Below are 24,366 nucleotides of genomic sequence, written 5' to 3'. Positions count from 1 at the left end.
CCTCACCGCGTCCGCACCCTGAACAGCACCCCCGACAGCCCGATCGCGATCAGCAGCAGTCCCGCCGCCCAGGTCAGCGCGGTCCAGGGGGTGTTGCCCGCCGGCTGGTTCAGGAGGAGGGCGCGCAGGGACTCGATGGCCGGGGTGATCGGCTGGTGGTCGGCGAAGCCGTGGAGCCAGGAGGGCATGGAGTCGACCGGGACGAAGGCGCTGCTCGGGTAGGGCAGGAACGACATCAGGAAGGTGAATCCGCCCGCGGCCTCCGGGGTCCTGGCGAGCAGGCCGATCGCCGCGGACAGCCAGGACAGGGCGACGATGTAGGCGAGGAGGACGGCGAGTGCGGTGAGCCAGCCGGTGGGGGTGGCGGTGGGGCGGAAGCCGATGAGCAGGGCGACGCACAGCACCACCGTGGTGGAGATCAGGTTGCGGGCCGTGCTGGCGGCGACATGGCCCGCGAGGATGGTCGCACCGCCGATGTCCAGGGAGCGGAAGCGGTCGATGATGCCGCTCTTCATGTCCTCGCTGACGGCCACCGCCGTGCTCGCGGAGCCGAAGCCCGCGCACAGGAGCAGGACGCCGGGGACGACGTAGGTGACGTACGAGGCGTGCGGGACGCCGGTGTCGATCGCGCCGCCGAAGAAGTAGACGAAGATCAGCATCAGCATGACGGGCAGCATGAGTGACGTGATCAGGGCGTCCGTGTTGCGCCGGCTGATGCGCAGCGAGCGGCCGGCCATGGTGCCGGCGCGGGCGAGGGAGCCGGTGAGGAGGTCAGACATGGGTGGCCGGGTTCTCCTTCGTCGTGGTCAGGGCCATGAAGACGTCGTCGAGCGTGGTGCTGTGCAGGCTGAACCGGTCCACCGCCGTGCCGTCGGGGTCGATCTCGTCCAGCAGCGCCCGGACATGGGCGGCCGAGCCGTCCGTCGGCAGCCCGAGCGTGAGGGTCGCGGGTGCGTGGTGCACGGCCCGGTGGGTGAGCCGGAGGTAGCTCGCGCGGTCGGCCAGGACGAGGTCGAGGCGGTGACCTGCGACGCGTGACTTCAGCGAGTCCGCCGTGCCCTCGGCGACCTTCCGGCCGCGGTCGAGGACGGCGATGCGGTCGGCCAGCCGGTCGGCCTCTTCCAGGTACTGGGTGGTGAGCAGGACCGCGGCTCCGTCGGCGGCGAGTTCGCGGACCACCTGCCAGAGCTCCTGACGGCTGCGGGGATCGAGGCCGGTCGTCGGCTCGTCCAGGAAGAAGACCTCCGGCTGCGGGCTGCCGACCAGACCGGCCGCCAGGTCGAGCCTGCGCCGCATGCCGCCGGAGTAGGCCCGGACCGGGCGGCGGGCGGCGTCGGACAGGCCGAAGCGTTCGAGGAGTTCGGCGGTACGGCGGCGGGCGTCCCTGCGGGAGCGGCCGGTCAGCCGGGCCATCATGCGCAGGTTCTCCTCGCCGGTCTGGGCCTCGTCCACGGCGGCGTACTGACCGGTGAGGCTGATCGCGCGGCGTACCCGGCTCCGCTCGGCCACCACGTCGTACCCGGCGATGCGGGCGGTGCCGCTGTCGGCGGTGGTGAGCGTGGCGAGGATGCGTACGGCGGTCGTCTTGCCCGCGCCGTTGGGGCCGAGCAGGGCGAAGACCGTGGCGCGGTCGACCCGCAGGCCGATGCCGTCCAGGACGGGGGCCGCGGATCCTCCGTACGACTTGGTGAGGCCGTGGGCCTCGATCATGGCGGGTGTCGGCATGGCGCACCTCTTCTGTGTATGACATACACGTTTCTGTGTAAGGGTTACGCATAACTAGGATGGCCGTCAAGGGAAGGCGGGTTCAGGTGACGCGACAAGGGAACGGTTCGCCGGGCGGTACGGGCCTGCCGGCCAGCATCGAGGCCGCCTGGGGGCTGCGGGCGCGCCCGGTCAAGGGGCCCAAGCCCGGGCTGAGCCTGGGACGCATCGTGGACGCCGCCGTTGCGGTGGCGGCGGCCGAGGGGCTCGGCGGGGTGTCCATGGGGCGCGTCGCCAAGGACCTCGGGGTCTCCACGATGTCGCTCTACCGCTACGTGGCCGCCAAGGACGAGCTCTACGTACTGATGCAGGAGGCGGCCCTGGGCCCGCCGCCCCCGCTGCCCGCCCTGGAGGCGAAGGCCGGCTGGCGGGAGGCGCTGTCGCAGTGGGCCCGGGCGCAGAGCCGGGTCTTCCACGCCAACCTCTGGATGCTCCGTATCCCCATCGCGGGACCGCCCGCGACCCCGAACTCGGTCGCCTGGTGGGAGCAGGGCCTCCAGGCGCTCGCGGGCGCCGGTCTTGACGCGGGCGAGGAGATCTCGGTCATCCTCCTGGTCAGTGGTTTCGTGCGGAACGAGGCGCTGCTGATGGGTGATCTCGATGCCGCGGTGGAGGCCCGGGGCGTCCCGGCGCAGGAGGTCATGGACGGCTACGTCCGTACGCTGGGCCGCCTGGTCGATCCCGTACGCCACCCCGCGCTCTCCCGGCTGATGGCCACCGAGGGGATGTGGATGCCGGACGAACCCGACCATGAGTTCACGTTCGGTCTCGAACGGGTGCTTGACGGGGTCGGCGTACTGATCGGATCCCGGGCGCGGGAGCGCGGAACCAACGCCTCCGGGACGCGGCAGGACGGCGTCTGACGTCAAGTCCGCTTGAGGTCGGAGGCGTTACGCTTCATGGTCATGAGCGGAGAGAAGCCCGGCCCCCGGACGGCAGCGGGTGGCGATGCGGCCGCGCCGGCCTCCTCCGGCGCGCCGATGAGCCTGCGGGAGCGGAAGAAGCAGCTGACGTATCAGGCGGTCTCCGACGCCGCGATCGCCCTGTTCCTGGAGCGTGGCTTCGACCAGGTCTCCGTGGCGGAGATCGCGGCCGCCGCCGACATCTCCAAGCCGACGCTGTTCCGCTACTTCCCGGCCAAGGAGGACCTGGCCCTCCACCGCTTCGCCGACCACGAGGACGAGTCCGCGCGGGTCGTCGCCGGCCGCGCGGAGGACGAGTCCCCGCTGGACGCGCTGCGGCGCCACTACCTGGACGGTCTGGAGCGGCGGGACCCGGTCACGGGCCTCTGCGACGTACCGCAGGTGCTGGCCTTCCACCGGCTCCTGTACGGGACGCCGTCCCTGGTGGCGCGGCTCTACGCCTACCAGAGCCGCGCCGAGGCCGCTCTCGCCCGCGCCCTGGGCGACGGGGCGACGGACCGGCTGGCAGCGGGCCAGATCATCGCGGTCCTGCGCATCCTGTCCCTGGAGAACTGGCAGCGGATCAGCGAGGGCCGGAGCGCGGACCAGGTGTACGGCGACGCGGTCGAGGCCGCCGAGCAGGGCTTCGTGCAGCTGCGGTCGGGACTGGAGCGCTGAGCCGCTGAGTCCCTAGCGGCCGTCCTCGGCGTGCTGTACCGCCTCGGCGATCTCGCGGACCCGGTCGAGCGTGATGCCGGTGCGCTGTTCCACGGCCAGCGGGTGATCCGTGGGCTCCAGCTCGATGAGCGGACGCCGGCCGATCGGGCGGGTGTGCGCGTTGGTCTTGAGGTTGGTCGTACGGGGGGTGTAGAGCCCCAACTCGGTGGTGAGCCAGCCGAAGTACGGCTTCTCGGACTCCCGGCCCGGGGTCTCCCACACGTCGAGCGCGCGGCCGAAGTTCTCCCGGCTCAAGGACACCCAGACACCCCACGAGAACGGCTCCCGGCTGCCGGTCACGGGTATCTCGATCAGGCCCTTGATGAAGTAGTGCTCGTGCCTGACGATGCACTGGTCCGTCGAGAGCATGCTGTCCGGGTCGCTCTCCAGGCTCGCGTCCCAGACATCGGGCGCCATGGTCGAGTACCCCATCGGGAGTTCCGTGTGGTGTTCGCCGCAGCGGGAGCAGGTGTAGCCGGGGTCGTTAGCCATGGGCGGGATCCTAGAGCCTCCGCTTGTCGCGCACATGGCCCCGGTGGACCGGCGCCGCCTGCACTCGGTCCGCGGCGGGGATGTCCAGCGCCGTTCCGTACAGCCGTGAGACCCGGATCCGGATCACCACGCGCCGGTCCGCGACCACCTGCGCCAGGAAGGCCGCCTCCTCGGCCGGGTCCTCGAATCCCGGTGTCAGGGAGAGGAGTTCGAGGCTGACCGCGTCGCCGGGCACGGCCGCCGGCGCGGACACCTCCGCCACGCCCTCGGCGACCGCGAACGAGAACACGTCCTGGCCGCGCACATGCAGCGCCGCGTGCGGATCAGCGCGCAGATGGCGCGGCTTGAGGCGGTCGGCGGTGCTGGAGACGCGCACCACGCGTTCCCCGGCATCCCAGGAGTACAGGACCGTCGTCAGGTGGGGGTGGCCGGTGCGCCGCACGCTTGCGAGGACGCCGAACTGCTGCTGATCGAGCAGCCGGGACAGCTCCGCCTCGGTGAGCACGCGCGGGGCGGGGCCGGCTCCGGGGCCGGGCTCGGGTGTGTTCTCGACGGGGGTGGCGGGGTGCGTGGTCATGGGGCCCGTCCTTCGGCTCGGCTGGGTGGGGTGGGGTGGTCCGGTGGGGAGCGGTGCGGTCAGGCGGAGGGGGTGGTGGAGGCCGCCCGGCCCGGCCGGCCCAGTACCGCGAGCGCGACGAGGAAGGCGGTGACGAGCAGGCCGGTCCCGACGGCGAACGCCAGGTGGTAGCCGCCGGTCAGGGCCTCGGCCCGGCTGTCGCCCGCCGCGAGCAGGGTGTCCGTACGGGAGGCCGCCAGGGTGGACAGGACGGCGACGCCCATGGCCATGCCGATCTGCTGAGTGGTGTTGAACAGGCCGGAGGCGAGCCCGGCGTCCTCCTCGCCCGCCCCGGACATGCCCAGCGTGGTCAACGCCGGGAGCGCGAGGCCGAATCCGGCGGCGAGGAACATCACGGGAAGCAGATCGCTCACGTAGTGCGCGTGGACCGGGAGGCGGGTGAGGAGGCCGAGCACCCCGGTCAGCAGGGCCAGGCCCAGGAGCAGGACGTTGCGGTCGCCGAACCGTGCGCTCAGCCGGGCCGAGATCCCGAGCGACACCGCGCCGATGACCGCGGCCGCCGGCAGCATGGCGAAGCCGGTGGCGGTGGCCCCGTAACCGAGGACCCGCTGCAGATACAGCGCGACGAGGATCTGGAACGAGAACAGCGCGGCCACCATGAGGATCTGGATCAGGTTGGCTCCGGCGACACTGCGTGAGCGGAGGATGCGCAGCGGCAGGAGCGGGGCGGCGGTCGTGGCCTGCCGGACGACGAAGGCGGCGAGCAGGGCCAGCGACAGGGCGCCCAGGCCGAGCGTGTGGGCCGACAGCCACCCGTACGACTCGACCTCGACGACGGAGTAGATGCCCAGCATCACGCCTCCGGTGACCAGGAGCGCGCCGATCGCGTCGGCTCCGGCCGCGATGCCGGGTCCGCGGTCGGCGGGCAGGACGCGCACCGCGAGGAGGAGTACCGCGAGGCCGATCGGCAGGTTGATGAAGAAGATCCAGTGCCAGCCGAGCGCGTCCGTGAGCACCCCGCCGAGCACCTGGCCGATCGAGGCGCCCGCCGCGCCGGTGAAGCTGAACACGGCGATGGCCCGGGCCCGTTCGCGGCTCTCGGTGAACAGGGTGACGAGGATGCCCAGGCCGACCGCGGAGGCCATGGCGCTGCCGGCGCCCTGGAGGAAGCGGGCGGTGACGAGGAGGGCGGGGGAGCCGGCCGCGCCGGCCAGTGCGGAGGCGGCGGTGAAGACCGCGGTGCCGGCCAGGAACATCCGCCGGCGGCCGAGGAGGTCGCCGAGCCGTCCGGAGAGCAGCAGGAGACCGCCGAAGGCGATCAGGTAGGCGTTTACGACCCAGCTGAGCCCGGCGGGTGTGAATCCGAGGTCGTTCTGGATGGCGGGCATCGCCACGGTCACGATCGAGCCGTCGAGCACGGTCATGAGCAGACCGGTGGCGATCACGCCGAGGGCGAGACGGCGCGAACGGGCGGCGGTGGAGGGGGCGGTGGGAGCGGGAGCGGTGGATTCGGTGGCAGACATCGGGCTCTCCTGTCGGTGGGTTCGACAAGAGAGAAAGTAGCAGATGGTTTTGTTGCGGACTATTTCTTTCGGTTCTATTTTCTGCGGATGGCTCGGCCTGCGCGCCTCGGTGGCACTGCCTAGTTCTGGCTCTGGCGGGCCCGGCGGGCCGCTCGCGGGTGCTCGGCGGGGGTGGCCAGATGCTCGCCGGCCAGCTGGTTCAGGGCGCGCAGAAGAGCCTCCCGGCCGGTCCGGGGCAGGCTGCTCAGGGCTTCCTCGTGCACCCGGTCGACGATCGCCTGGCTCTGCGCGGCGAGTGCGGCGCCCTTCTCGGTGACGGCGATGATCCGCGCCCGCCGGTCCCGGCTGGACGGGCGGCGCTCCGCGAGGCCCGCGCTCTCCAGGGCGTCCACGGTCACCACCATCGTGGTCTTGTCCATGTCGCCGATCTCGGCGAGCTGGATCTGGGTGCGCTCCTCCTCCAGGGCGTGGACCAGGACGCAGTGCATGCGCGCGGTGAGCCCGATCTCGGCGAGCGCCGCCGACATCTGAGTCCGCAGGACGTGACTGGTGTGGTCCAGGAGGTAGGAGAGGTCCGGTGCGGTGCGGGTGGGTGCCATGGCGGTCATGTCCGCCAGCGTAACAATTCGGTCTGTGGTGGATCGTCCGCAAGCGGACTTGTCTGGATGCTGTGATGTCCGTGCGGTCTGCGGGTTGCGGGTTGCGGGTTGCGGTCTGCGGGTTGTGGCCTGTGGGTCGCGGGTCGCGGGTCGTGGGTCGTGGTCCGCGGGTTGTGGGGTGCGGCCTGGGATCTGTGGGTGGTGGTCCGTGGTCGTCCGGACAGTTCGGTGGGGGACCCCGGGTGATATTCGTTGGCCGACCGCTCCCGCCGCCCCCACAGTGGCCGTATGACCTCTGCCGAACCCGCGTTCCTGCCCGGTCTGGAGCTTTCCCGGATCCTGTACGAGGAGGCGGTGCGGCCCGTCCTCGACGACGCCTTCCCCGGCTTGCCGTACGCCGCCGCCCGGATCGGCCCGGGGTCGGAGGTGCTCGGTTTCGACACCGCGCGGTCGGCCGACCACGACTGGGGTCCGCGCCTGGACCTCTTCCTCGCGCCGGACGACGCCGCGGCCCATGGCGAGGCGATCCGGCTGCTGCTGGCGGACCGGCTGCCGAAGGAGGTCCGCGGCTGGCCCACCCACTTCCGCCCGGCCGCCGACCCGCTCGACCCGGTCGGCCACATGGCGGCGACCGACGGCCCCGTCAACCACCGTGTGGTCGCGCACGACACCGGTGCCTGGCTGACCCGGGAGGTCGGCCTCGACGCCTCCACCACGGAACCGGGCGTACGGGACTGGCTCGCCATGCCGCAGCAGAGGCTCGCCGGGGTCACCGCCGGTGCGGTGTTCCACGACGGCCCCGGTCTCCTCACCACCGCACGCGCGCGACTCGCCCGCTACCCGGAGCAGGTGTGGCGTTATGCGCTGGCCTGCCAGTGGCAACGGATCTCCCAGGAGGAGGCCTTCGTCGGGCGCTGCGCCGAGGTCGGCGACGCACTCGGTTCGGCCGTCGTCGCGGCCCGGCTGGTGCGGGACCTCATGCGGCTCAGCCTGCTGCTGGAGCGGCGCTTTCCCCCGTACGGCAAATGGCTGGGCAGCGCGTTCGCCCGGCTGGAGGCGGCCGGGGAGCTGATGCCGACACTGCGCGGCGTGCTGGCGGCGACGGAACACCAGGAGCGTGAGCGGCTGTTGTGCACCGCGTACGAGGCGTTGGCGATCCGGCAGAACGCGACCGGCCTGGTCGATCCGGTGGACCCGGCTCCGCGCCCGTACCACGGCCGTCCGTACCTCGTCCTGCACGCCGAACGCTTCGCCCGCCCGCTGGCCGGCTCGCTCACCGACCCGGACCTGCGCGGCCTGCCGCTGACCGGGGTCGTCGACCAGTGGGCGGACAGCACGGACCTGCTCATGGGGAGGGACGGGGGCGCGCTGCGGGCGGCGAGTGCGGCGGTGGCCGGACGGTGAGCAGCTCAGCGTCCGGGAGTCCACCAACGGCGTCGGCGGCGCGGGGCGCGGGTCCGTGCGCGTGCCGCTCCCGGCCGGCTGCCGGGCCGGTCGTACGCCGGCCGCCACGGATCGTCGGGGGCGGCCATCGGAGCCTGCCGCTCCACCTGCGCCCGGATCTCGTAGTACGCGTCGTGGGCCGTCACCCGGAACGCCTCGTCGTACGACGCCATCGCGGCCCGCATCGCCGCACCGGCGAGGCCGCGCCGGCGGACCCGCGAGGCCAGCCGGGCGAAGCCGCCCAGGACCGCGGCGAGGACACCGGCGGACACCAGGAACGGCAGCAGCTCATCCATGCGGTCGAGCCTACGGCCGGGCGGGCGGGACCGGCACGAAATCCAGTGGCGGGCGGTCGCGCGGCCCGCCTAACTTGAACGCCCGTGACCCATGATCCGGAAGTGTGCGTCCACGCTCATGCCCTGCGCGGCAACGGGAACGACAGGGCGACGACGGGCGGCCGGGGATGACCGGCCCGGCAACGACGCGGCCGGCCCCCGGCGGCGCGGAGGAGCGGCTGTTCTCGCGGACGTACGCGGCCGCCACGATCGGCTTCGCCGCGGTGATGTTCCTGACCGGGTTCGCCGCACTCGCCGTCGTCCCCATGCTTCCGGTGGCCGCCCGCGAGCTGGACGGGGTGCCGCTGTACCCGCTGGTCGCGGGCTGCTTCGTCGCGGCGAGCCTGTTCGGCGGGGTGCTGGGCGGCGACTGGGCGGACCGGGCGGGCGCGGGTCGCCCGCTGGCGGCGGGTGTCGTGCTGGCGGTGGTCACCTTGATCGTGTCGGCGACCAGCACCTCCATCTGGCAACTGGCGGTCGGGCGGTTCCTGGACGGGGTGGCGGCCGGGATGATCGCGGTGGCCATCAACACGGCCATCGCACACGCCTATCCGGACCGGCTGCGGGCACGCGCCCTGGCGCTGATGAGTACCTGCTGGATCATCCCGTCCCTGGCGGGCCCGCCGCTGGCCGGGCTGGTGGCCGAGTGGTGGTCGTGGCGCGCCGTGTTCTTCGGCCTGGCCGCCCTCACCGTGATTCCGTCGCTGGCCGTGGGAATCCTCCTGCGAAGCCGTTCCTGGCAGGCACCCCCGGAGAAGCCGGAGTCCGGTCCGTCGGCGGAGCGCGCGTCGCGGCCGACGCTGATGGTCGCGGCGGCGGTGAGCGTGGGTGCGGCGCTGGGCCAGTACGCCGTGTCGGGCTGGGACGTACGGCATCTGCTGTGCGGGGTGGCGGGGCTCGCCCTGCTGGTGGTGTTCGTGCCGCGACTACTGCCGCCGGGCACCTGGCGTGCCGCGCGCGGACTGCCGGCCGCCGTCCTGCTGCGCGGTCTGACGTCGGGGGCGTACTTCACGCTGGAGGCGTTCGTCCCGCTCCTGCTGACCACGGCCCGGCGCGTTCCGCCCGTGCAGACCGGACTGGCCTTCACCGGGGCCGCCATCGCCTGGGCCGGCTCCTCCTGGCTGCAGGGCCGCCTCCACGGGCGTGTCTCCCGCCACCGTCTGGTCACGGCCGGGGCCCTGGTGATGGGGGCGGCGGTGGCGGTCGCCGCGGCGGGGACGCTGCCCGGACTGCCCGCGTTGACCGCCGCCGGGGCGATGGTGCTCGCGGCCGTCGGCATGGGCATGGCCGCACCGTCCCTCACCCTGCTCTCGCTCACGCACAGCCCGCCGGGCCGGCAGGGATACGCCGGCAGCGCGATGCAGACCAGTCAGAACCTGGGCCAGACGGCGGTGATGGGGATGACCGCCGCCCTGTTCAACCTGCTCCTGGGCTTCGGCTCCGCCGATCTGCCCGCCTACGCCGCCGCGTTCGGCCTGCTCCTGGTGCCGATCGTCCTGGCCGCGGCCCTCGCGGTCCGCGCGCGCGGCGTCTGAGCTCCTCGTGCCGGATCCGGGTCATGCGCCCGCCCTCGCGGCCCGCGCGCGGCGTCCGAGCCCTCAGGCGGTACCGCTCCTCACCAGGTCACGCCGCATCCGTCACTCCGGCAGCTCGACCGTCACGTACGGGGCCAGTGCGCGCAGGAAGTCCGCCGCGTCGAACATCGCACCGGCCGAGGCCACGCCCGTGGTGCGGGTGCGGCCGGACAGGATGCGGGCGACGGCCTCCACGGCCAGGGGTGCGGTGACCGCGTAGATGTCCTGGCCGTATGCCGTGGCGCGGCGCTCGGTGCCGTCCGCGCGGACCAGGACGTCGACGACGAACGTCTGGTCCGAGCGCCCCAGCGCGTCGACCGCCTCCGGCGCCGGGGTGTTCTCGCCGGCCAGGTCGCCCGCCGCCTTGACGGACATGTGGGTGCGGACCTCGGGCACCTTCAGGTGGCTGGGCACGGTGACGACATCGGCCATGGTGAACTCCGTGATCATCGTGCGCCGGCCCAGCGGTTCGGGGAAGGCCCACTCGGCCTGCGACACCTTGTCCTCGTGGTACCGCAGAGCGCCGTCCGTGAAGCGCACCCGACGGCCCGCGCGGCGGTCGTGCGACACCTGCCCCGCCTCCCGGGTGCCTGCCGTGGGACGCCAACTGCTCAGCCCGTAAGCGACATCGACCGATTCCGCGGCCGCCGCCCCGCCCATCGCAGCGGTGACCAGCAGGTCGCCCAGTCCGCCGTAGAAGGCCATCGCGGGCACCACGGGCGTACCCGACGTCAGGGCCGCCTCCGTGTGGTCGGCGAACATCGCCACGTTCGCCTCGATCTCCGCCGCGACGTCGACGTACGGAATCCCCGCCCGCAGGGCCGCCTCGACGACCGGGCCGCCGGTCACCGCGAAGGGGCCCGCGCAGTTGATGACCGCTGCCGCCCCGGCGAGGGCCCGGTCCAGTGCGGCCGGGTCGTCCACGCCCGCCGGCCGTACCTCCACATCGCCCCACTCGGCCGCAAGTTCCTCCAGCCGGGCCGCGTTCCGGCCGGAGGCGACCGGGGTGAACCCGCGCCGCCGCAGCTCGGCGACGATGAACCGCCCGGTGTGCCCGGTCGCTCCGTAGACCACTACCGCAGCCGCTGTGTTCATGGTTCCCCGCTCGTTCTCGATGTGGTGAGGGCTCCAGTCTCGGCGGGGACGGAGCGCGACCGTGAGGGTCCGGACCGACAGCATGCGTACACTTTCGGACATGCCAACTGTCGCACTCCTGGCCGCCGGTGACCTGCTGCACTTCGAACTGGGCGTGGCCTACGAGATCTTCGGCAACCCTCCGAGCGAGGCGACGGAGGGCTGGTACGACGTGCGGCTCTGCGGACCCGGTCCGGTGCGGGTCGGCCCGTTCACGGTCGAGCCCGACCACGGTTTCGACCGCGTGGCGGCAGCCGACACCGTGATCGTGCCCGCGTGCGCCGACATCGACGTACCGCCGCCCGCGGAGCTGGTCGAGGCCGTACGCGCGGCGCACGAGGCGGGTGCCCGGGTCGCCTCGCTGTGCACCGGGGCGTTCGTGCTCGGTGCCGCGGGCCTGCTGGACGGCCGGCGGGCCACCACCCACTGGGCCCACGCCGCAGAGCTGAGCGCCCGCCATCCGCTGGCCGAGGTCGACCCGGACGTCCTGTACACCGACAACGGCAGCGTCCTCACGTCCGCGGGCAAGGCGGCGGCCGTGGACCTGTGCCTGCACCTGATCCACCTCGACCACGGGGCGGCCGTCGCCAACTCGGTCGCCCGCCGTCTCGTCATGCAGCCGCACCGGCCGGGCGGTCAGGCCCAGTTCGTGTCCACGCCGGTGCAGGCCTCGGGCGACCACGCGCTCGCCCAGCTGCTCGCCTGGGTCCAGGAACGACTGGACCAGCCGCTGTCCGTGACCGACATGGCGCGGAAGGCGAACACGAGCCCGAGGCACCTCGGCCGGCTGTTCCGGTCGGTGATCGGGCAGACCCCGATCCAGTGGCTCCTGGTCCAACGGGTACGCCGTGCGCAGGAGTTGCTGGAGGCCACCGACGAGAGCATCGAGGCGGTCGCGGTCGCCACCGGCATGGGGACCGCGACGACGCTCCGGCGCCAGTTCAAGAAGATCGTGGGCGTCCCGCCGGACAGCTACCGGCGGGCCTTCCGCAGCGCGCGCCCGGCCTGATCCGGACCGGCCCGGTACGGGTCGGCCCGGTGGCCGGCGGCGCCGGCTACGCCGAGCGGACCGCACCCTCGATCTGATCGAGCTGCGCGGCGAGGAGCTCCTCGAACGCGGCGCCGCGGTCGGCTCCGAGCGGCCGGACGTCGCGGGCGAAGTGGGCCAGGGCGGGGAAGCGTTCGGGATCGGCGCCGAGTACCGAGACGCGGAAGAGCTCCATGCCCTGTTCGTACTCCTCCGAGGTGATGGTGGTGACCCCGGCCTCGGAGGAGACCAGTGCGGCGATCAGGACCGCGAGCCGGTGGTAGCGCACCGGGATCTCCTCGTCGGGCAGCCCCGACGCGCGCAGGGCCTGCAGTACCTCTTCCACGACCAGCCGGGAACCGGTCCCGCCCGACGCGTAACGCCCCCAGACCGCGGCGAGCTGGGGCTGCCTGCCGAACGCGTCCCTCACGCGCAGGGCCAGAGAGGTGATGCGCTGCCTCCAGTCACCCTCGGGGCGGTGGCCCTTCATCGCGTCCAGAAGAATCCGGTCGGCGACCGCCCGCAGCAGTTCGGTCTTGCTGCGGAAGTGCCGGTAGAGGCTGGATGAGTCGGTCCCGAGCGTCGCGGCGAGCTTGCGCACGCTGAACGACTCCGTGCTGCCGGAGCTCAGCAACTCCACTGCCGCATCCAGGATTTCCTCGGTCGACCAACGCCTTCGACCTGCCATGTCACCCCTCTCGCCGGATCTCAGCCTAACGTATGCACTTGGTGTTGCACGCACCGCGTGCATAATGAGGACAAGGGGGTGCCGGACGGCCTGAGGGCGGACCGGCATGCACTCGTGCCCTGTCATCCGGGGGTGGGCGACCCACGCGGAGCTCACCCCGGGGAATACGAAAGGACGCATGACGTGAAGAACGCACTGGACCGTGCCGCCCTGGACGCGGCCCTCGACCATGTCCACCACGCCGGAATGCCGGGTCTGTTCGCCGAGGTGCGGGACGGTGACCAGGTGTGGCGGGGGGCCGCCGGAGTCGCCGACGTCACCACGGGCCGTCCCGTCACCGCCGATATGCGGCACCGCGTCGGCAGCATCACCAAGACCTTCACCACCGCGGCGGTCCTGCGGCAGGCCGAGAACGGCCGGATCGGTCTCGACACACCGATCGGCCGGTACCTTCCGGAGCTGGTTCCCGGGGAACGCGGCGACGCGATCACGGTACGGATGCTGATCAACCACACCAGCGGCCTCGCCGAGTACCTCCCGTACGTCTATCCGTCCCTCAAGGGGATGCCCGTCGTCGCGGAGACCGGGCCGGAGAGTCTGGAGGACCACCGGTTCACGCGGTTCGACCCCGTCGACCTGATCGAGAAGGGAGTCAGCGCCCCGGCCGCCGGTGCCCCGGGCGGTACTCCGGGCCTGTACTCCAACACCAACTACCTGCTCCTGGCCCAACTCCTGGAAGAGGTGAGCGGCACGACGGCCGAGCAGTGCATCACGCGGGACGTCATCGAGCGCGCCGGACTCCAGGACACCGGATTCCCCGCCGGGCCGTACATGGACGGACCGCACTCGAACCTCTACGAGGCGTGGTTCGGCATGATCGAACCGCCGCGCGACTACAGCGTCTTCGACATGTCGTACGCGGGCCCGTCGGCCTCGCTGACGTCGACCGTCGCGGACCTCAACCGCTTCTTCGGCATGCTGCTGGCCGGGGAGATCGTCAGCCCGTCGTCGCTGGCGCAGATGCGACGCACGGTCCCCATCGTCTCCCAGGAGGGAAAGCTGATGGACTACGGCCTCGGGCTGTACCCGATGGAGGGCTCCGGCCGGGCCACCTTCTGGGGCCACGGCGGCACGGTCTGGGGCGGCGGGACACTGGCCATGATCCGGGCCGACGGCCGGCGGCGGATGGCGGTCGCGCTCAACCTGCAGCGGTGGAACCGGCTCGACGCCGACGGCCGCCCGCAACCGCATCCCATCGACGAGGCGCTGGCGGCGCTGCACGGCGTGGCGATGTCCGGCTGACCGCCGGACGGGACGGTCTCCGGCCGCCGCCCCGGCCGTTGCGGGCCGGCGCCGTATGATCCCGGCGTGGCGATCACGTACGAGTGGCGGGGCGACTTCGACAACGCGTCCCTGGACGCGTTGCACGCCGACGGTTTCGGCTCCCCGGTCACGCCGGCCGACTGGCGGACACGGCTCGAACGCCACAGCCTGGGCTGGGTCTGCGCGTACGAGGACGGTTCGCTGGCCGGGTTCGTCAACGTCGCCTGGGACGGAGGAGCACACGCCTTCGTCCTGGACACGGTGGTGGCCCGGCACCTTCGGTCGAGAGGGGTCGGCACGGAGCTCGTCGCCGTTGCGGCCGGGGCGGCCCGTGCCGCGAAGTGTGCGTGGCTCCACGTCGACTTCGAAGAGCATCTGCGGTCGTTCTACTTCGACGCCTGTGGCTTCCGGGAGACAGCGGCGGGGCTGATCGCTCTCTGACGGTTACGGCCACGGCAACGGCTCCGCAGCCACGCGTGCTCGGGGAAGGACGCCATGCCGGTGCCGAGGCGCCTTGAGCCGTCGGCGCAGCCGGGCCCGGCACGGATACAAGAACCCTGGCCCCCGGCCTCGGGAACGACTCGCTCAGCTCTCGCCGTCGGGAACGGGCTCTCCGCTTCCGGTGCCGGGAATGGCCCCTCCGTCGCTTCCGGCACCGGGAACGGTCTCTGCGCTCCCGACCTCAGGAACCGCCGCTCCGTCGCTGCCTCCGTCCGGATCGGCCTCTCCGCTTCCGCCGTCCGGAGCGACCCCTCCGTCGCTGCCGCCGCTCCACTGGGCCAGGCGGCTCCGAGCGCTCAGAGTGAGGGGGTGGTCCGGGGACAGCACACGAAGGAGATCGGGCAGGAGTCGCCCGAGTTCGGCGGCGGCCCCGGCCGTTTCCCCGGCTTCGCCCCGGCAGCGGGCGAGGCCGTGCCGGGCGATCAGGGTCAGCGGGTGGTCGGGTCCGAGCACCCGGAGCCGGTCCGCGACGAGGTCGGCGTAGGCGGCGGCCGCCCCGGCCGGATCCCCGGTCTGCCCGCGCCACCAGGCCAGTCTCTGCCGGGTGGTGAGCGTTTCCGGGTGATCGGGTCCCAGGACGCGCAGCCGATGGGGCAGCAGCTCGGCGAACGCGTGGGCGGCCCAGGCCGCGTCCCCGGCGTTCCCCCGCCATTCGGCGAGGTGGTGCCGGGCGGTGAGGGTGTGGGGGTGATCAGGGCCCAGGACTCGAAGCATGTCGTGCAGAAGCTGATCGCAGGCGGCGATGCCCTCGTCCGAATCCCCGGCCTCCACGAGCCACTTGGCGAGGTTGTGGCGGTGGATCAGGGTGTAGGTGTGGTCGGGGCCGAGTACGCGGAGGGTGTCGGTCACCAGTTCCCTGAAGGCGTTCACCGCACCGGTGACATCCCCCGCCACTCCGCGCCACTTGGCGAGGGTCGACCGCGTGGCAAGGGTGAAGGGGTGGTCGGGCCCATGGACCCGCAGCAGGTCGGACAGCAGCTCCGCCTGGGCTCCGGCGGCCCCGGCGGCGTCTCCGGCCTCCCCGCGGTAGTGGGCGATGTTCTGCCGGGTGGCCAGCGTGGCCGGATGGTCGGGTCCCAGAATGCGACGCTGGTCGGTCAGCAGCTCGGCGCACGCGGTGGTGGCCCCGGCCAGGTCCCCGGCCACCTCCCGGTAGTGGGCGATGTTCTGCCGGGTGGTGAGGGTCTCGGGGTGGTCCGGTCCGAGGATGCGGAGCCGGTCGGCCAGCAGCTCGGTGAGCGCGTCGGCGGCTCCGGCCGCGTCCCCGGCCTCACCACGCCAGCCTGCGAGGCTGTGCCGGGCGCCGAGGGTTTCGGGGTGGTCGGGCCCGAGGACGCGGAGCAGGTCGGCCAGCAGCTCGGCGCACGTCGTGACGGCCCCCGCCGCGTCACCGGCCTCCCCGCGGTAGTGGGCCAGGCCCGACCTGGTGCTGAGGGTGTGGGGGTGGTCGGGCCCCAGCACGCGGAGCCGGTGCGGCAGCAGCTCGGCGAACGCGGTGGCGGCGCCGGACGCGTCCCCGGCCTGCCCTCGCCACCCGGCGAGCTTCTCCCGGGTGACCAGGGTCCCGGGGTGGTCGGCCCCCAGTATGCGAGCCTGATCCGCGACCAGTTCGGCGAACGCGGTGGCGGCCCCGGCCGCGTCCCCGGCCTCCCCGCGGAACTGCGCGAGGGACGACCTGGTGGCGAGGGTGTAGGGGTGGTCGGCGCCCAGCAGTGCCGAGGTCTGAGCCAGCAACTCGGCGAATGCCCTGAGCGCACCGGCGGGATCCCCCGCTTCTCCCCGGCAGTGGGCGAGGTTGTGCCGTGCGCCGAGAGTGGCGACGTGTTCGGGCCCCAGCCGTTCGTCCGCCGTGCTCGCGAGGCGCTGGAAGTAGTCGACGGCGGCCGCCACCTGGCCCGCGTCGGCGAGGCTGACGCCGGCGCGGAAGAGCACGGTGTGCAGGCCGGCCGGCCCGTACAGGGCGCCTTCCGCGTGACGGGTGAGTGCTTGGGTGTTCCCGCGCAGCGACTGGGCGAGGGCGGTGTCGCGTTCGATGGAGGGCCAGGCGAGGAGCAGGGCATCGGCGGCGGTGCGGGCGATGCGGTGGTGGCTGCCGGGGGTGAGGGAGTCGCGGGTGGCGCGCTGGATGAGCTGGTGGACGCGGACGGCCTGGTGGGGCGAGTCGGGGCTGTGGTCGATGAGGCTGAGCCGGTGCAGTGCGCGCAGAGCGCTCAACGCGTCCCCGGGCAGGACCGGTTCCGGTTCCTCCGTGAAGTCCTCGCCGGTCAGGACGCGGTGCTCGGCGAGATGGGCCAGGGCGGGTTCGCCGGCCAGAACCGCCGCGGGCACGCCGTTGGGGTCGAGCATCGCGGCCAGCTGGAGCATGGGGCCGGCCAGGCCCGCCGGGCGGATCCGGTTGGCGCGCTCGACGGACAGGGACCAGGTGGCGGCCACGGTCACGGTCTGGTCGTCGGGCAGCGCACCGGGCTCCGGCAGCAACCCGGACAGCTTCGCCATCCGGTCGGCCAGCAGCTCCCGGTAGGAGCCACAGGTCAGGCCGGCGTCGACGATGTAGGCGGCGGCCTGGGCCAGGGCGAGTGGCAGATGACCCAGGTCGGCGGCAAGGCCGTCGATCCGGTCGGCCGGCTCGTGGCGGTCGTGCGCGGCGAGTACGGCGGTGACGTACGCGGCAGCTTCCCGCGGGGTGAACAGTCCTACGGTCACCAGGCGGCGGCCCGCTCCGGTCAGGGCCGCTTCGCGGCGGCGCGTGGTGACCAGGACGCGGCCGTGGCGGCCGGCCGGCGGCCACAGGCCGCGGATGTCGGCAGGATCCGCGATGTCGTCCAGCACGACCAGCCAACGGCATTGATTCCGTTCGGCCTTGGGCTCCAGCCAGGCCAGGAAGGCCCGCGCGGCCTGTTCCGGGTCACCGGGGTCGGCGGCAAGGATCTCGACACCGGCCTGCGCGTACCCGGCCGTGATGGCCGAGCGGCTGCTCGCGCTGATCCACACCAGTACGTCGACCTCGCCGCTCTCCCATGCGCTGCGGGCGTAGTCGGCGGCCAGCTGGGTCTTGCCCACACCGCCGGTCCCGGTCAGCACCTGGCTCAGGACCGCGGTGCCTCCGCCGCCCATCGTCGCGCGCAACTGGTCGCGTTCGGCGCGGTGCTGGAAGGACAGGGCGCGGGCCGGGAGCACGCCGACCTGGTGCGGCCAGGCGGCCGGTGTGCGCGGGGCGGCCTCGTTGACGACCGTCAGTGCGCGGACGTACCCGCTGATGGCGGTGGCGCCCCAGGACGCGGTGGCGTCCCCGGTCCGCGATACCTGCACCAGCCCCCCGCCCGAAGGCGCGGCGGGCCCCGGAACGGGGCCCCGGTAGCCGGTTGCCGCGGTTCCCGCGTCGTGGGTGCCGTCGGCGCCGGCCGCCGCCACGGGCTGCTCCGGCAGGCCGTTTCCGGCGTGGGGAGCGGCCTGGTCGGAGGCAGGCGTCGAGCGGCGTTTGCGGCTCCTCATGACGGGATGCGTTCCTTCTCGGGAGGGGCTGCGTGGGCTGCGGGCCCGGGGGTCAGCTGTAGTCGATGCCGGTCCCGGCCCTGCTGCCGGACCCTCGCGCGACGGCTTTCCCCGTCCGCTCCGCCCTCGCTGCCCCGGTCCCCGCTCCGGCGGCGCGCCGTACACCGGTGTGAGCCGTGCCGCCGTCGGTTCCGTCGGCGTCCCCGGTATCGGATGCCAGATCCGTGGGCCCGGCGGCAGGAGGTGTCTGCAGCAGCGCCCAGACCAGTGCGGCGATCCCGGTGGCGGCCTGGACCGTCGCGCCGGCCAGCTGGCCGGCGTCGGGGTTGTCCAGCAGCCAGATCAACGGGGTCGACAGGACGCCGGCCGCCGCCATGAAAATGACCGTGATCTTCCAGCCCTGCGACACGTCCATCCCTCCCCGTCCACCGTTCAGATGTGTGCTGTGCCGGTGTTCTCCCTGGGCCAAGTGTCCCTGAACGTACGGATGAACGTGCCCGGTCCGGGCGATTCAGCGGAAGGCTGCGACGTTCTCCGCGGCCCACTGCCCGAACGACCGGGCCGGGACGCCGGTGACCTGCACAACCGTGTCGCGTACCGTCAGCAGCCCGTCGTTGACGTCTCCGCCCATGACGTCGAGCACCGCGTCCGCGGCTTCCGCTCCGAAGACCGCGGCCATCCGGGCATGGGCCTGCCGGCGGCTGATCTCGGCGAACGGCACCTCCCGGCCCAGCGCCTCCGCGATGGCCGCGGCCTGCCGGCGGGCCGATACCGGTTCCGGACCGGTCAGGGCATAGGTGTGCCCCTGGTGGCCGGGCTCGGTCAGTGCCACCCGGGCCACCGACGCGATGTCCGCGGGATGGATGGTCGGCAGCGCCGTGTCCGCGTACGGCGCGTCAACGGTCTCGTGCGCACGGACCGGAGCCGCCCACATCAGGGTGTTCGAGGCGAACTGGGTCGGCCGCAGGATCGTCCAGGCCATACCGCTCTCCTTGAGCAGCCGCTCCACGGCCAGGTTCTCCTGGGCGGGGACCAGGTGCGGATGGGTCAGGGCGGTGATCGACGACACCAGCACCACGTGCTCCACGCCCGCCCGACGGGCGGCGTCGAGGATGTCGGCGTCCGGGCCCAGACGCGATACGAGGAACAGCGCACGCACACCCTCCAGCGCGGGCTTCAGCGACGCGGGCTCCGCGAAGTCGCCCTGCACGGTTTCGACGCCTTCGGGGAAGGCGGCCTGTGCGGCGTGGCGGGTGAGGCCTCTCAGCGGTCCGGCACCGTGTGCGTGCAGTTCCTTCAGCAGTGCGCTGCCGATGTTTCCGGTGGCTCCGGTCACGAGGATCATGAGCGTGTTCTCCCGTCGTCGGTCTTCGAGCGAGTCGGGAAGACGCTAGAAGCTCAATCGCCCTTCAGGTCAAGGCTGGTTGAGCGCGTCCGCCGGTCATCCGTACCGCGTCGCGAACGCCGGTGGAGGTGCACGTGAGGTTGCCCCGACGGGCCGGTCGGGGCAACCTCACGTGCGCGATCCGGTCACAGCGCCTACCGCACGCCGACGGCGAGGCGCCCGGGCCGTCCTACTTCAGACGCCGTCGCCTCACTTCAGATGCCGGGTGAAGAACTGGGCCGCGGCGTCCCCGGCGAACTGCGGGACACCGGTGTGACCGCCCATGTTGGCGTGCAGGGTCTTCTCCTTGGAACCGAAGGCGTCGAACAGCTCCAGGGCCGCCTGCCGGTCGTTTCCCTCGTCGTCCCACTGCAACAGGACGTGCAGCGGAACGGTGACCCGGCGGGCCTCCTCGAACATGGCGCGCGGCACGAGACTTCCGGCGAAGAGGTTGGCCGCCACGATGCGCGGCTCGGCCACCGCCAGCCGGATGCCGATGGAGATCACGCCTCCCGAGTACCCGACGGGGCCACCGATCCCGGGCAGTGAGAGGAGGGCGTCCAGGGCCGCCCGCCATTCCGGGACCGCCTCGTCGACCAGCGGGAGGACGAGCGCGTCGATGATCTCGTCGGTGACCGGCCCGCCGGTCTCCATGGCCCGGCGCAGGTCGGCGCGGGCCCGGTCCACGACGGGCAGGCGGGGCCGGTCGCCGCTCCCCGGGAGCTCGACGGTGGCCGTCGCGAAGCCGTCCGCCGCGGACCGCAGGGCCCGGGCCGCCAGCCGCGGGTACATCCTGCGCAGGCCGAGGGGAGGGTGGCCGAGCAGGATCAGCGGGGCCGGTGAGGAGGACGAAGGCGCCGCTGCGGGCGTCCACAGGATGCCGGGGATCCCGCCGAGAGTGAATGCGCGTTCGAGGACGCCGTCGTCGAGGTGCTGTTCGGAAGTGAACTGCATGGTCGTGCCTTTCGGGAGTGCTCCGAGACGGCGCTCCCGGGCGGTCTATCGCCCGACCATGGCTCCGGAAGGGAGCACCCATGTCGATACTGCGTTCACGGGTACCACCTCCTCGTTCTCTCGCACGGCCTCCGCAAGACTAACGCCGACCCGGCGCGGCCCGTCAACGGGTTTCCGGGGCCGGCCGGAGCTCCACGACGTCGGCGACCACACAGCTGACGTTGTCGGGGCCGCCGGAGCCGTTGGCGAGGGCGATGAGCTCGCGGACCGCCTGTTCGGGCTCACTGATCCCGTCGAGCACCCGGTGGATCTCCTCGGCCGGCACGACGGTCGACAGGCCGTCGGAGCAGAGCAGGTAGCGGTCGCCCCGCCGGGCGTCGTGCAGGCGCATGTCGGGGGTGGAGTCGGCTCCTCGGCCCAGGGCGCGGATCAGCAGGGAGCGCTGGGGGTGGGAGGCGGCTTCCTCCGGGCCGATGCGGCCTTCGTCGATCATCGACTGCACCACGGTGTGGTCGTGGGTGATCTGGAACAGCTCCCCGTCGCGCAGGAGGTGGACGCGGGAGTCGCCGATGTGGACGAGGGCCAGTTGGGTGCCGGTCCAGAGCATCGCGGTGAGTGTGGTGCCGGCCGCCTCGGAGGAGGAGTCGGCGCCGGAGAGGCCGTGCACGGCCCGCTCGGCGCGGCCGATCGCGGCCTCGAGGGCGTTGAGGAGACTGCCCGCCGGGATGCGGTCGGTTTCGAGGCTCTTGAGCGCGTCGACAGCGGCGGCGCTCGCGGGAGCGCCCGCGCTGCCGAAACCGTCGGCGACGGCGAGCAGGCGGGACCCCGCGTAGGCGGTGTCCTGGTTGCTTTCACGGACGAGGCCGGTGTCGGAGAGGGCGGCGTAACGGATGCCCAGGGGAGTGGTGGTCGCAGACATGGCGGGGTCCTTCCGGGAGAGGTGGTCGATGAGGAAGGCGGCCAGGTCCCGCCGTGCGGCGGTGTCGGCCTCGACCTGGGCCCAGAACGCGCGGATCTCCTCGGCAGCCGGGCCCGACTCCAGCGCGCAGACCTGCCGGATACGGGCGAGAGGCATCCCGATCCGGCGCAGCCAGGCGACCAGCCGGGCCTGATCCAGCTGCTCCGGGGCGTAGCGGCGGTAGCCGGTCACCGCGTCGACGCGAGCGGGAGTCAGCAGGCCGAGCTCGTCGTAGAGGCGCAGCGCCTTCGGTGACAGCCGGGACGCCTTCGCGAACGTCCCGATGGTCAGCAGCTCCATGCCCGTCCCTCCTCATACCGGGCGCGTCGCCCGGCACCACCGATGCTGTGGGCTCCCCCAAGGTGAAGGTCAACCGAGGGGCCCAGGTTGTCGTCGTCCCGGCACCCGGCCCGAGAAACGGGCCCGGTCAGGACCGTGCGGCCCGGAACGCGAGATACCTGCCGAAGGTTTCGTGGCTGTCGGGGGTGAAGCGCCACTCCAGCAGGGCCGACCGCAGCTCCGGCTCCGTCAGCCGGCCGATCCAGGCGACCTCGTCGGGATCGGCGGCCACGGCATCCGGCACCACCGCTTCGTGCACGCCGAGCCAGTGCGGGCTCAGACCGCTGCGGTTGAGGAACGTGAACAGCAGGCGCGGCAGCGCCCGAACGCCCAACTCCTCGGCAAGCTCCCGCGCGGCGGCCTGTTCATAGGACTCGCCGGCACCCACGGCGCCACCGACCACGACCTCGTGGAGCCCGGGGAAGCGCGACAGCCCCTCCGCCCGCCGGTGGACGAGGATCCGGCCGTGCTCGTCACGGCACACCGTCACGGCGACCCGGTGCAGCCAGCCCTCCCGGACGGCCCGCCGACGGCTGACCGCCGTCCCCAGCAGGCGATCCTGATCATCGACACGCTCAACGAGTTCATCCGCCGGTTCAGCCGTCTGTCCATCCACCCGTTCATCCATGACGCACACCCTGGCAGGGCCCGCGGACAACGGTGCTTCCGGGCGGTGCGCGGAACCGGACCGGGGAGCACCTGCGCAAGGAGGCGCCGGTGCGCAGGGCCGCCCCGGGCCGGAGGGCGCCGGGTAGGTTGATCGTTTGAGCCGGTCCGCGCCGCCGGTCCGCCCGCCTTTCCGTACCGCAGGTCCGCCCGCCGGCGCGGCCCGGAAGAAAGTCGGAGAACTTTTCCGTGGCGGATGTCGAGGAGGCGTGCGCGGCTCCGACTGAGGGGTGGAAGCGCGCCGAAGGGGTGCGCGGGACGCAAGGGGACACCTGATGAAGTACGTCGCGATGATCTACGGCAACCAGGCCAAGTGGGACTCCTTCCCGGCCGACGCCTGGCCCGAAGCGATCGCCAGGCAGGACGCGTTCAACAAGAAGTACCGCGACAGCGGTGAACTGCTCGGCGCCTACGGCCTGGCGGACGCGGCCAACGCGCAGCTGGTGCGCCGGAAGGACGGTGTCCCGGCGGTCACCGACGGGCCCTACCTGGAGACCAAGGAATACCTCGCCAGCTTCTACATGCTGGACTGCGAGTCCCTGGAGCGCGCGCAGGAGATCGCCGCCGACATGCCCTTCGCGGACACCGACCCGGTCGAGCTCTGGCCGGTCCTGCACGACGCCGCGACGGACCTGTGAGCGGGGAACCCGGCGTCGAGGACCTGCTGCGCGAGCTGGCGCCGCAGGTCCTCGGCGCGCTCGTCCGCCGCTACGGCGCCTTCGACACCTGCGAGGACGCCGTCCAGGAGGCCCTGCTGGCGGCCGCCCTGCAATGGCCCGCCGAGGGAGTCCCGGACCGTCCCCGGGGATGGCTGGTCACCGTCGCCTCCCGACGGCTGGTGGACCAGGTGCGCAGCGAGCAGGCGCGGCGCCGGCGCGAGGACCTCATCGCCCTCGCCACGCCCCAGGCCGAGTTGCTCAGCCGCGCCGCGGACGCCGAGGCGCCCGCGGACCGGGACGACTCCCTGGCACTGCTGTTCCTGTGCTGCCACCCGGCGCTGTCGGAGCCCAGCCGGATCGCCCTGACCCTGCGCGCGGTCGGCGGCCTGACCACCGCACAGATCGCCGCCGCCTTCCTGGTGCCCGAGGCGACCATGGCCCAGCGCATCAGCCGAGCCAAGCAGACCGTCAGGAACTCCGCGACGCCGCTGCGCCTGCCGCAGCCGGCCGACCGGGCCGAACGCCTGGAAGCGGTCCTCCATGTGCTGTACCTGGTCTTCAACGAGGGCTACACCGCCACCGCAGGCACCGATCTGACCGCGCCTGCCCTGTCGGCCGAAGCGATCCGGCTCACCCGGCTGCTGCACCGCCTGCTGCCCGACCACGCCGAGACCGCCGGACTGCTGGCCCTGATGCTGCTCACCGACGCCCGCCGTGCCGCCCGCACCGGGCCCGACGGCGTCCTGGTGCCGCTGGCCGAGCAGGACCGCGCCCTGTGGGACGGCCGGCTCGTCACGGAGGGCGTCGACCTGATCAGCCGGACCCTGCCCGAGGGCCGGGTCGGTCCGTACCAGCTGCAGGCGGCGATCGCCGCCGTCCACGACGAGGCCGATTACGTCGACGCCACCGACTGGCCGCAGATCCTCGCCCTGTACGACCTGTTGGAGCACCTCGCGCCGAACCCGGTCGTCACCCTCAACCGCGCGGTCGCCGTCGCGATGGTGCACGGCCCGGCCGCCGGGCTCGACCTGCTGGCGACCCTGGACTCCGACCGGCGCACCGCACACCACCACCGCCTGCTCGCGGTCCGCGCCCACCTCCTGGAACAACGCGGCGACCACGACGCGGCGGCTCACGCGTACCGCGAGGCTGCCCGGCGTACCAGCAGCACACCGGAGCGACGCCACCTCACGTCCCGCGCGGCCCGCCTCACCCCTGGACAGGACCGGCCGGCGGAGCGAAGCGGCTGACTCCCGTCGCAGGTCCGCGCCGCCTCGGCCGAGGCAGCGGACCGGCTCACCTGCCGTGCCCGGGC

The 24,366-nt window shown here is 72.9% G+C and carries 24 protein-coding genes; 9 read left to right on the top strand and 15 right to left on the bottom strand.

The genetic code is table 11. The annotated features are described in order from the left end of the window. Positions 1–2: 2 nt before the first annotated feature. Both ACIQMX_RS06535 and ACIQMX_RS06530 read right to left on the bottom strand, forming a co-directional pair. Positions 3–779 carry an ABC transporter permease gene (locus ACIQMX_RS06535; RefSeq protein ID WP_402475421.1) on the bottom strand — a complete coding sequence of 259 codons (777 nt, stop codon included), beginning with the start codon at positions 777–779 and terminating at the stop codon, positions 3–5. Next, positions 772–1,725 carry an ATP-binding cassette domain-containing protein gene (locus ACIQMX_RS06530; RefSeq protein ID WP_402475420.1) on the bottom strand — a complete coding sequence of 318 codons (954 nt, stop codon included), beginning with the start codon at positions 1,723–1,725 and terminating at the stop codon, positions 772–774. Before ACIQMX_RS06530 ends, ACIQMX_RS06535 begins: the two co-directional genes overlap by 8 nt. An 86-nt stretch (positions 1,726–1,811) precedes the next feature. Here ACIQMX_RS06530 and ACIQMX_RS06525 point away from each other — a divergent pair, with 86 nt between their 5' ends. Together ACIQMX_RS06525 and ACIQMX_RS06520 are read left to right on the top strand one after the other, a co-directional pair. Continuing rightward, positions 1,812–2,627: a TetR/AcrR family transcriptional regulator gene (locus ACIQMX_RS06525; RefSeq protein WP_402475417.1), complete on the top strand. Its 816-nt coding sequence runs from the start codon at positions 1,812–1,814 to the stop codon at positions 2,625–2,627. 36 nt (positions 2,628–2,663) lie between these two features. Beyond that, positions 2,664–3,344: a TetR family transcriptional regulator gene (locus ACIQMX_RS06520; protein WP_402475415.1), complete on the top strand. Its 681-nt coding sequence runs from the start codon at positions 2,664–2,666 to the stop codon at positions 3,342–3,344. Positions 3,345–3,356: 12 nt separating this feature from the next. Here ACIQMX_RS06520 and ACIQMX_RS06515 read toward each other — a convergent pair whose 3' ends face one another. The 4 genes from ACIQMX_RS06515 to ACIQMX_RS06500 all read right to left on the bottom strand — a co-directional run bounded on the left by ACIQMX_RS06515 (position 3,357) and on the right by ACIQMX_RS06500 (position 6,583). Then, positions 3,357–3,815: a DUF2199 domain-containing protein gene (locus ACIQMX_RS06515; protein ID WP_363073324.1), complete on the bottom strand. Its 459-nt coding sequence runs from the start codon at positions 3,813–3,815 to the stop codon at positions 3,357–3,359. A gap of 70 nt (positions 3,816–3,885) precedes the next feature. Continuing rightward, a complete protein-coding gene (locus tag ACIQMX_RS06510; RefSeq protein ID WP_402475412.1) occupies positions 3,886–4,452 on the bottom strand; it encodes a pyridoxamine 5'-phosphate oxidase family protein in 567 nt (188 codons plus the stop codon). Positions 4,453–4,511: 59 nt separating this feature from the next. Beyond that, the gene (locus ACIQMX_RS06505) at positions 4,512–5,975 is read right to left on the bottom strand and encodes an MFS transporter (RefSeq protein ID WP_402475410.1); all 1,464 of its coding nucleotides are present in this window, start codon (positions 5,973–5,975) and stop codon (positions 4,512–4,514) included. Between the two features lie 119 nt (positions 5,976–6,094). Continuing rightward, on the bottom strand, positions 6,095–6,583 hold the full coding sequence (locus tag ACIQMX_RS06500) for a MarR family winged helix-turn-helix transcriptional regulator (protein WP_402475407.1): 489 nt from the start codon (positions 6,581–6,583) through the stop codon (positions 6,095–6,097). 279 nt (positions 6,584–6,862) lie between these two features. On the opposite strand from ACIQMX_RS06500, the gene ACIQMX_RS06495 reads away from it, so the two are divergent. Then, complete coding sequence (locus tag ACIQMX_RS06495) at positions 6,863–7,978, top strand: DUF4037 domain-containing protein (RefSeq protein ID WP_402475405.1); 1,116 nt, start codon at positions 6,863–6,865, stop codon at positions 7,976–7,978. 5 nt (positions 7,979–7,983) lie between these two features. On the opposite strand, the gene ACIQMX_RS06490 is transcribed toward ACIQMX_RS06495, so the two are convergent. After that, entirely contained in the window at positions 7,984–8,313 is a 330-nt protein-coding gene (locus tag ACIQMX_RS06490; RefSeq protein WP_402475403.1) for a hypothetical protein, read from the bottom strand. A 167-nt stretch (positions 8,314–8,480) separates the two neighbouring features. Between ACIQMX_RS06490 and ACIQMX_RS06485 the strand changes: the two genes are divergently transcribed. Further along, positions 8,481–9,887: an MFS transporter gene (locus tag ACIQMX_RS06485; RefSeq protein ID WP_402475401.1), complete on the top strand. Its 1,407-nt coding sequence runs from the start codon at positions 8,481–8,483 to the stop codon at positions 9,885–9,887. A 102-nt stretch (positions 9,888–9,989) separates the two neighbouring features. Here ACIQMX_RS06485 and ACIQMX_RS06480 read toward each other — a convergent pair whose 3' ends face one another. Continuing rightward, positions 9,990–11,021 carry a saccharopine dehydrogenase family protein gene (locus ACIQMX_RS06480; protein WP_402475620.1) on the bottom strand — a complete coding sequence of 344 codons (1,032 nt, stop codon included), beginning with the start codon at positions 11,019–11,021 and terminating at the stop codon, positions 9,990–9,992. 100 nt (positions 11,022–11,121) lie between these two features. On the opposite strand from ACIQMX_RS06480, the gene ACIQMX_RS06475 reads away from it, so the two are divergent. After that, on the top strand, positions 11,122–12,069 hold the full coding sequence (locus ACIQMX_RS06475; protein WP_363073142.1) for a helix-turn-helix domain-containing protein: 948 nt from the start codon (positions 11,122–11,124) through the stop codon (positions 12,067–12,069). Positions 12,070–12,115: 46 nt separating this feature from the next. Here the strand turns inward: ACIQMX_RS06475 and ACIQMX_RS06470 are convergent, their stop codons facing one another. After that, positions 12,116–12,775 carry a TetR/AcrR family transcriptional regulator gene (locus ACIQMX_RS06470; RefSeq protein ID WP_363073140.1) on the bottom strand — a complete coding sequence of 220 codons (660 nt, stop codon included), beginning with the start codon at positions 12,773–12,775 and terminating at the stop codon, positions 12,116–12,118. A 183-nt stretch (positions 12,776–12,958) separates the two neighbouring features. Here ACIQMX_RS06470 and ACIQMX_RS06465 point away from each other — a divergent pair, with 183 nt between their 5' ends. Both ACIQMX_RS06465 and ACIQMX_RS06460 read left to right on the top strand, forming a co-directional pair. After that, positions 12,959–14,077: a serine hydrolase domain-containing protein gene (locus tag ACIQMX_RS06465; RefSeq protein WP_402475399.1), complete on the top strand. Its 1,119-nt coding sequence runs from the start codon at positions 12,959–12,961 to the stop codon at positions 14,075–14,077. Positions 14,078–14,143: 66 nt separating this feature from the next. Then, positions 14,144–14,539 carry a GNAT family N-acetyltransferase gene (locus tag ACIQMX_RS06460; protein ID WP_402475398.1) on the top strand — a complete coding sequence of 132 codons (396 nt, stop codon included), beginning with the start codon at positions 14,144–14,146 and terminating at the stop codon, positions 14,537–14,539. A 144-nt stretch (positions 14,540–14,683) separates the two neighbouring features. Here the strand turns inward: ACIQMX_RS06460 and ACIQMX_RS06455 are convergent, their stop codons facing one another. The 6 genes from ACIQMX_RS06455 to ACIQMX_RS06430 all read right to left on the bottom strand — a co-directional run bounded on the left by ACIQMX_RS06455 (position 14,684) and on the right by ACIQMX_RS06430 (position 22,354). Further along, the gene (locus ACIQMX_RS06455; protein WP_402475397.1) at positions 14,684–18,091 is read right to left on the bottom strand and encodes a tetratricopeptide repeat protein; all 3,408 of its coding nucleotides are present in this window, start codon (positions 18,089–18,091) and stop codon (positions 14,684–14,686) included. Positions 18,092–18,143: 52 nt separating this feature from the next. Continuing rightward, positions 18,144–18,506, bottom strand: a complete 363-nt coding sequence (locus ACIQMX_RS06450; RefSeq protein WP_402475395.1) for a hypothetical protein — start codon at positions 18,504–18,506, stop codon at positions 18,144–18,146. A 96-nt stretch (positions 18,507–18,602) separates the two neighbouring features. Beyond that, positions 18,603–19,436, bottom strand: a complete 834-nt coding sequence (locus ACIQMX_RS06445) for an NAD(P)H-binding protein (RefSeq protein WP_402475392.1) — start codon at positions 19,434–19,436, stop codon at positions 18,603–18,605. 249 nt (positions 19,437–19,685) lie between these two features. After that, positions 19,686–20,429 carry an alpha/beta hydrolase gene (locus ACIQMX_RS06440; RefSeq protein ID WP_402475390.1) on the bottom strand — a complete coding sequence of 248 codons (744 nt, stop codon included), beginning with the start codon at positions 20,427–20,429 and terminating at the stop codon, positions 19,686–19,688. A 163-nt stretch (positions 20,430–20,592) separates the two neighbouring features. Then, a complete protein-coding gene (locus ACIQMX_RS06435; protein ID WP_402475387.1) occupies positions 20,593–21,687 on the bottom strand; it encodes a MerR family transcriptional regulator in 1,095 nt (364 codons plus the stop codon). A gap of 127 nt (positions 21,688–21,814) precedes the next feature. Continuing rightward, positions 21,815–22,354 carry an NUDIX domain-containing protein gene (locus ACIQMX_RS06430; RefSeq protein ID WP_402475385.1) on the bottom strand — a complete coding sequence of 180 codons (540 nt, stop codon included), beginning with the start codon at positions 22,352–22,354 and terminating at the stop codon, positions 21,815–21,817. 313 nt (positions 22,355–22,667) lie between these two features. On the opposite strand from ACIQMX_RS06430, the gene ACIQMX_RS06425 reads away from it, so the two are divergent. Further along, entirely contained in the window at positions 22,668–23,030 is a 363-nt protein-coding gene (locus tag ACIQMX_RS06425) for a YciI family protein (protein WP_363073122.1), read from the top strand. Next, positions 23,027–24,301: an RNA polymerase sigma factor gene (locus tag ACIQMX_RS06420; protein ID WP_402475382.1), complete on the top strand. Its 1,275-nt coding sequence runs from the start codon at positions 23,027–23,029 to the stop codon at positions 24,299–24,301. Before ACIQMX_RS06425 ends, ACIQMX_RS06420 begins: the two co-directional genes overlap by 4 nt. Positions 24,302–24,366 lie beyond the last annotated feature (65 nt).

Source organism: Streptomyces sp. NPDC091416 (assembly GCF_044756845.1).
Classification (GTDB): Bacteria; Actinomycetota; Actinomycetes; order Streptomycetales; family Streptomycetaceae; genus Streptomyces.
This window is presented reverse-complemented; position numbering and strand designations above follow the sequence as displayed.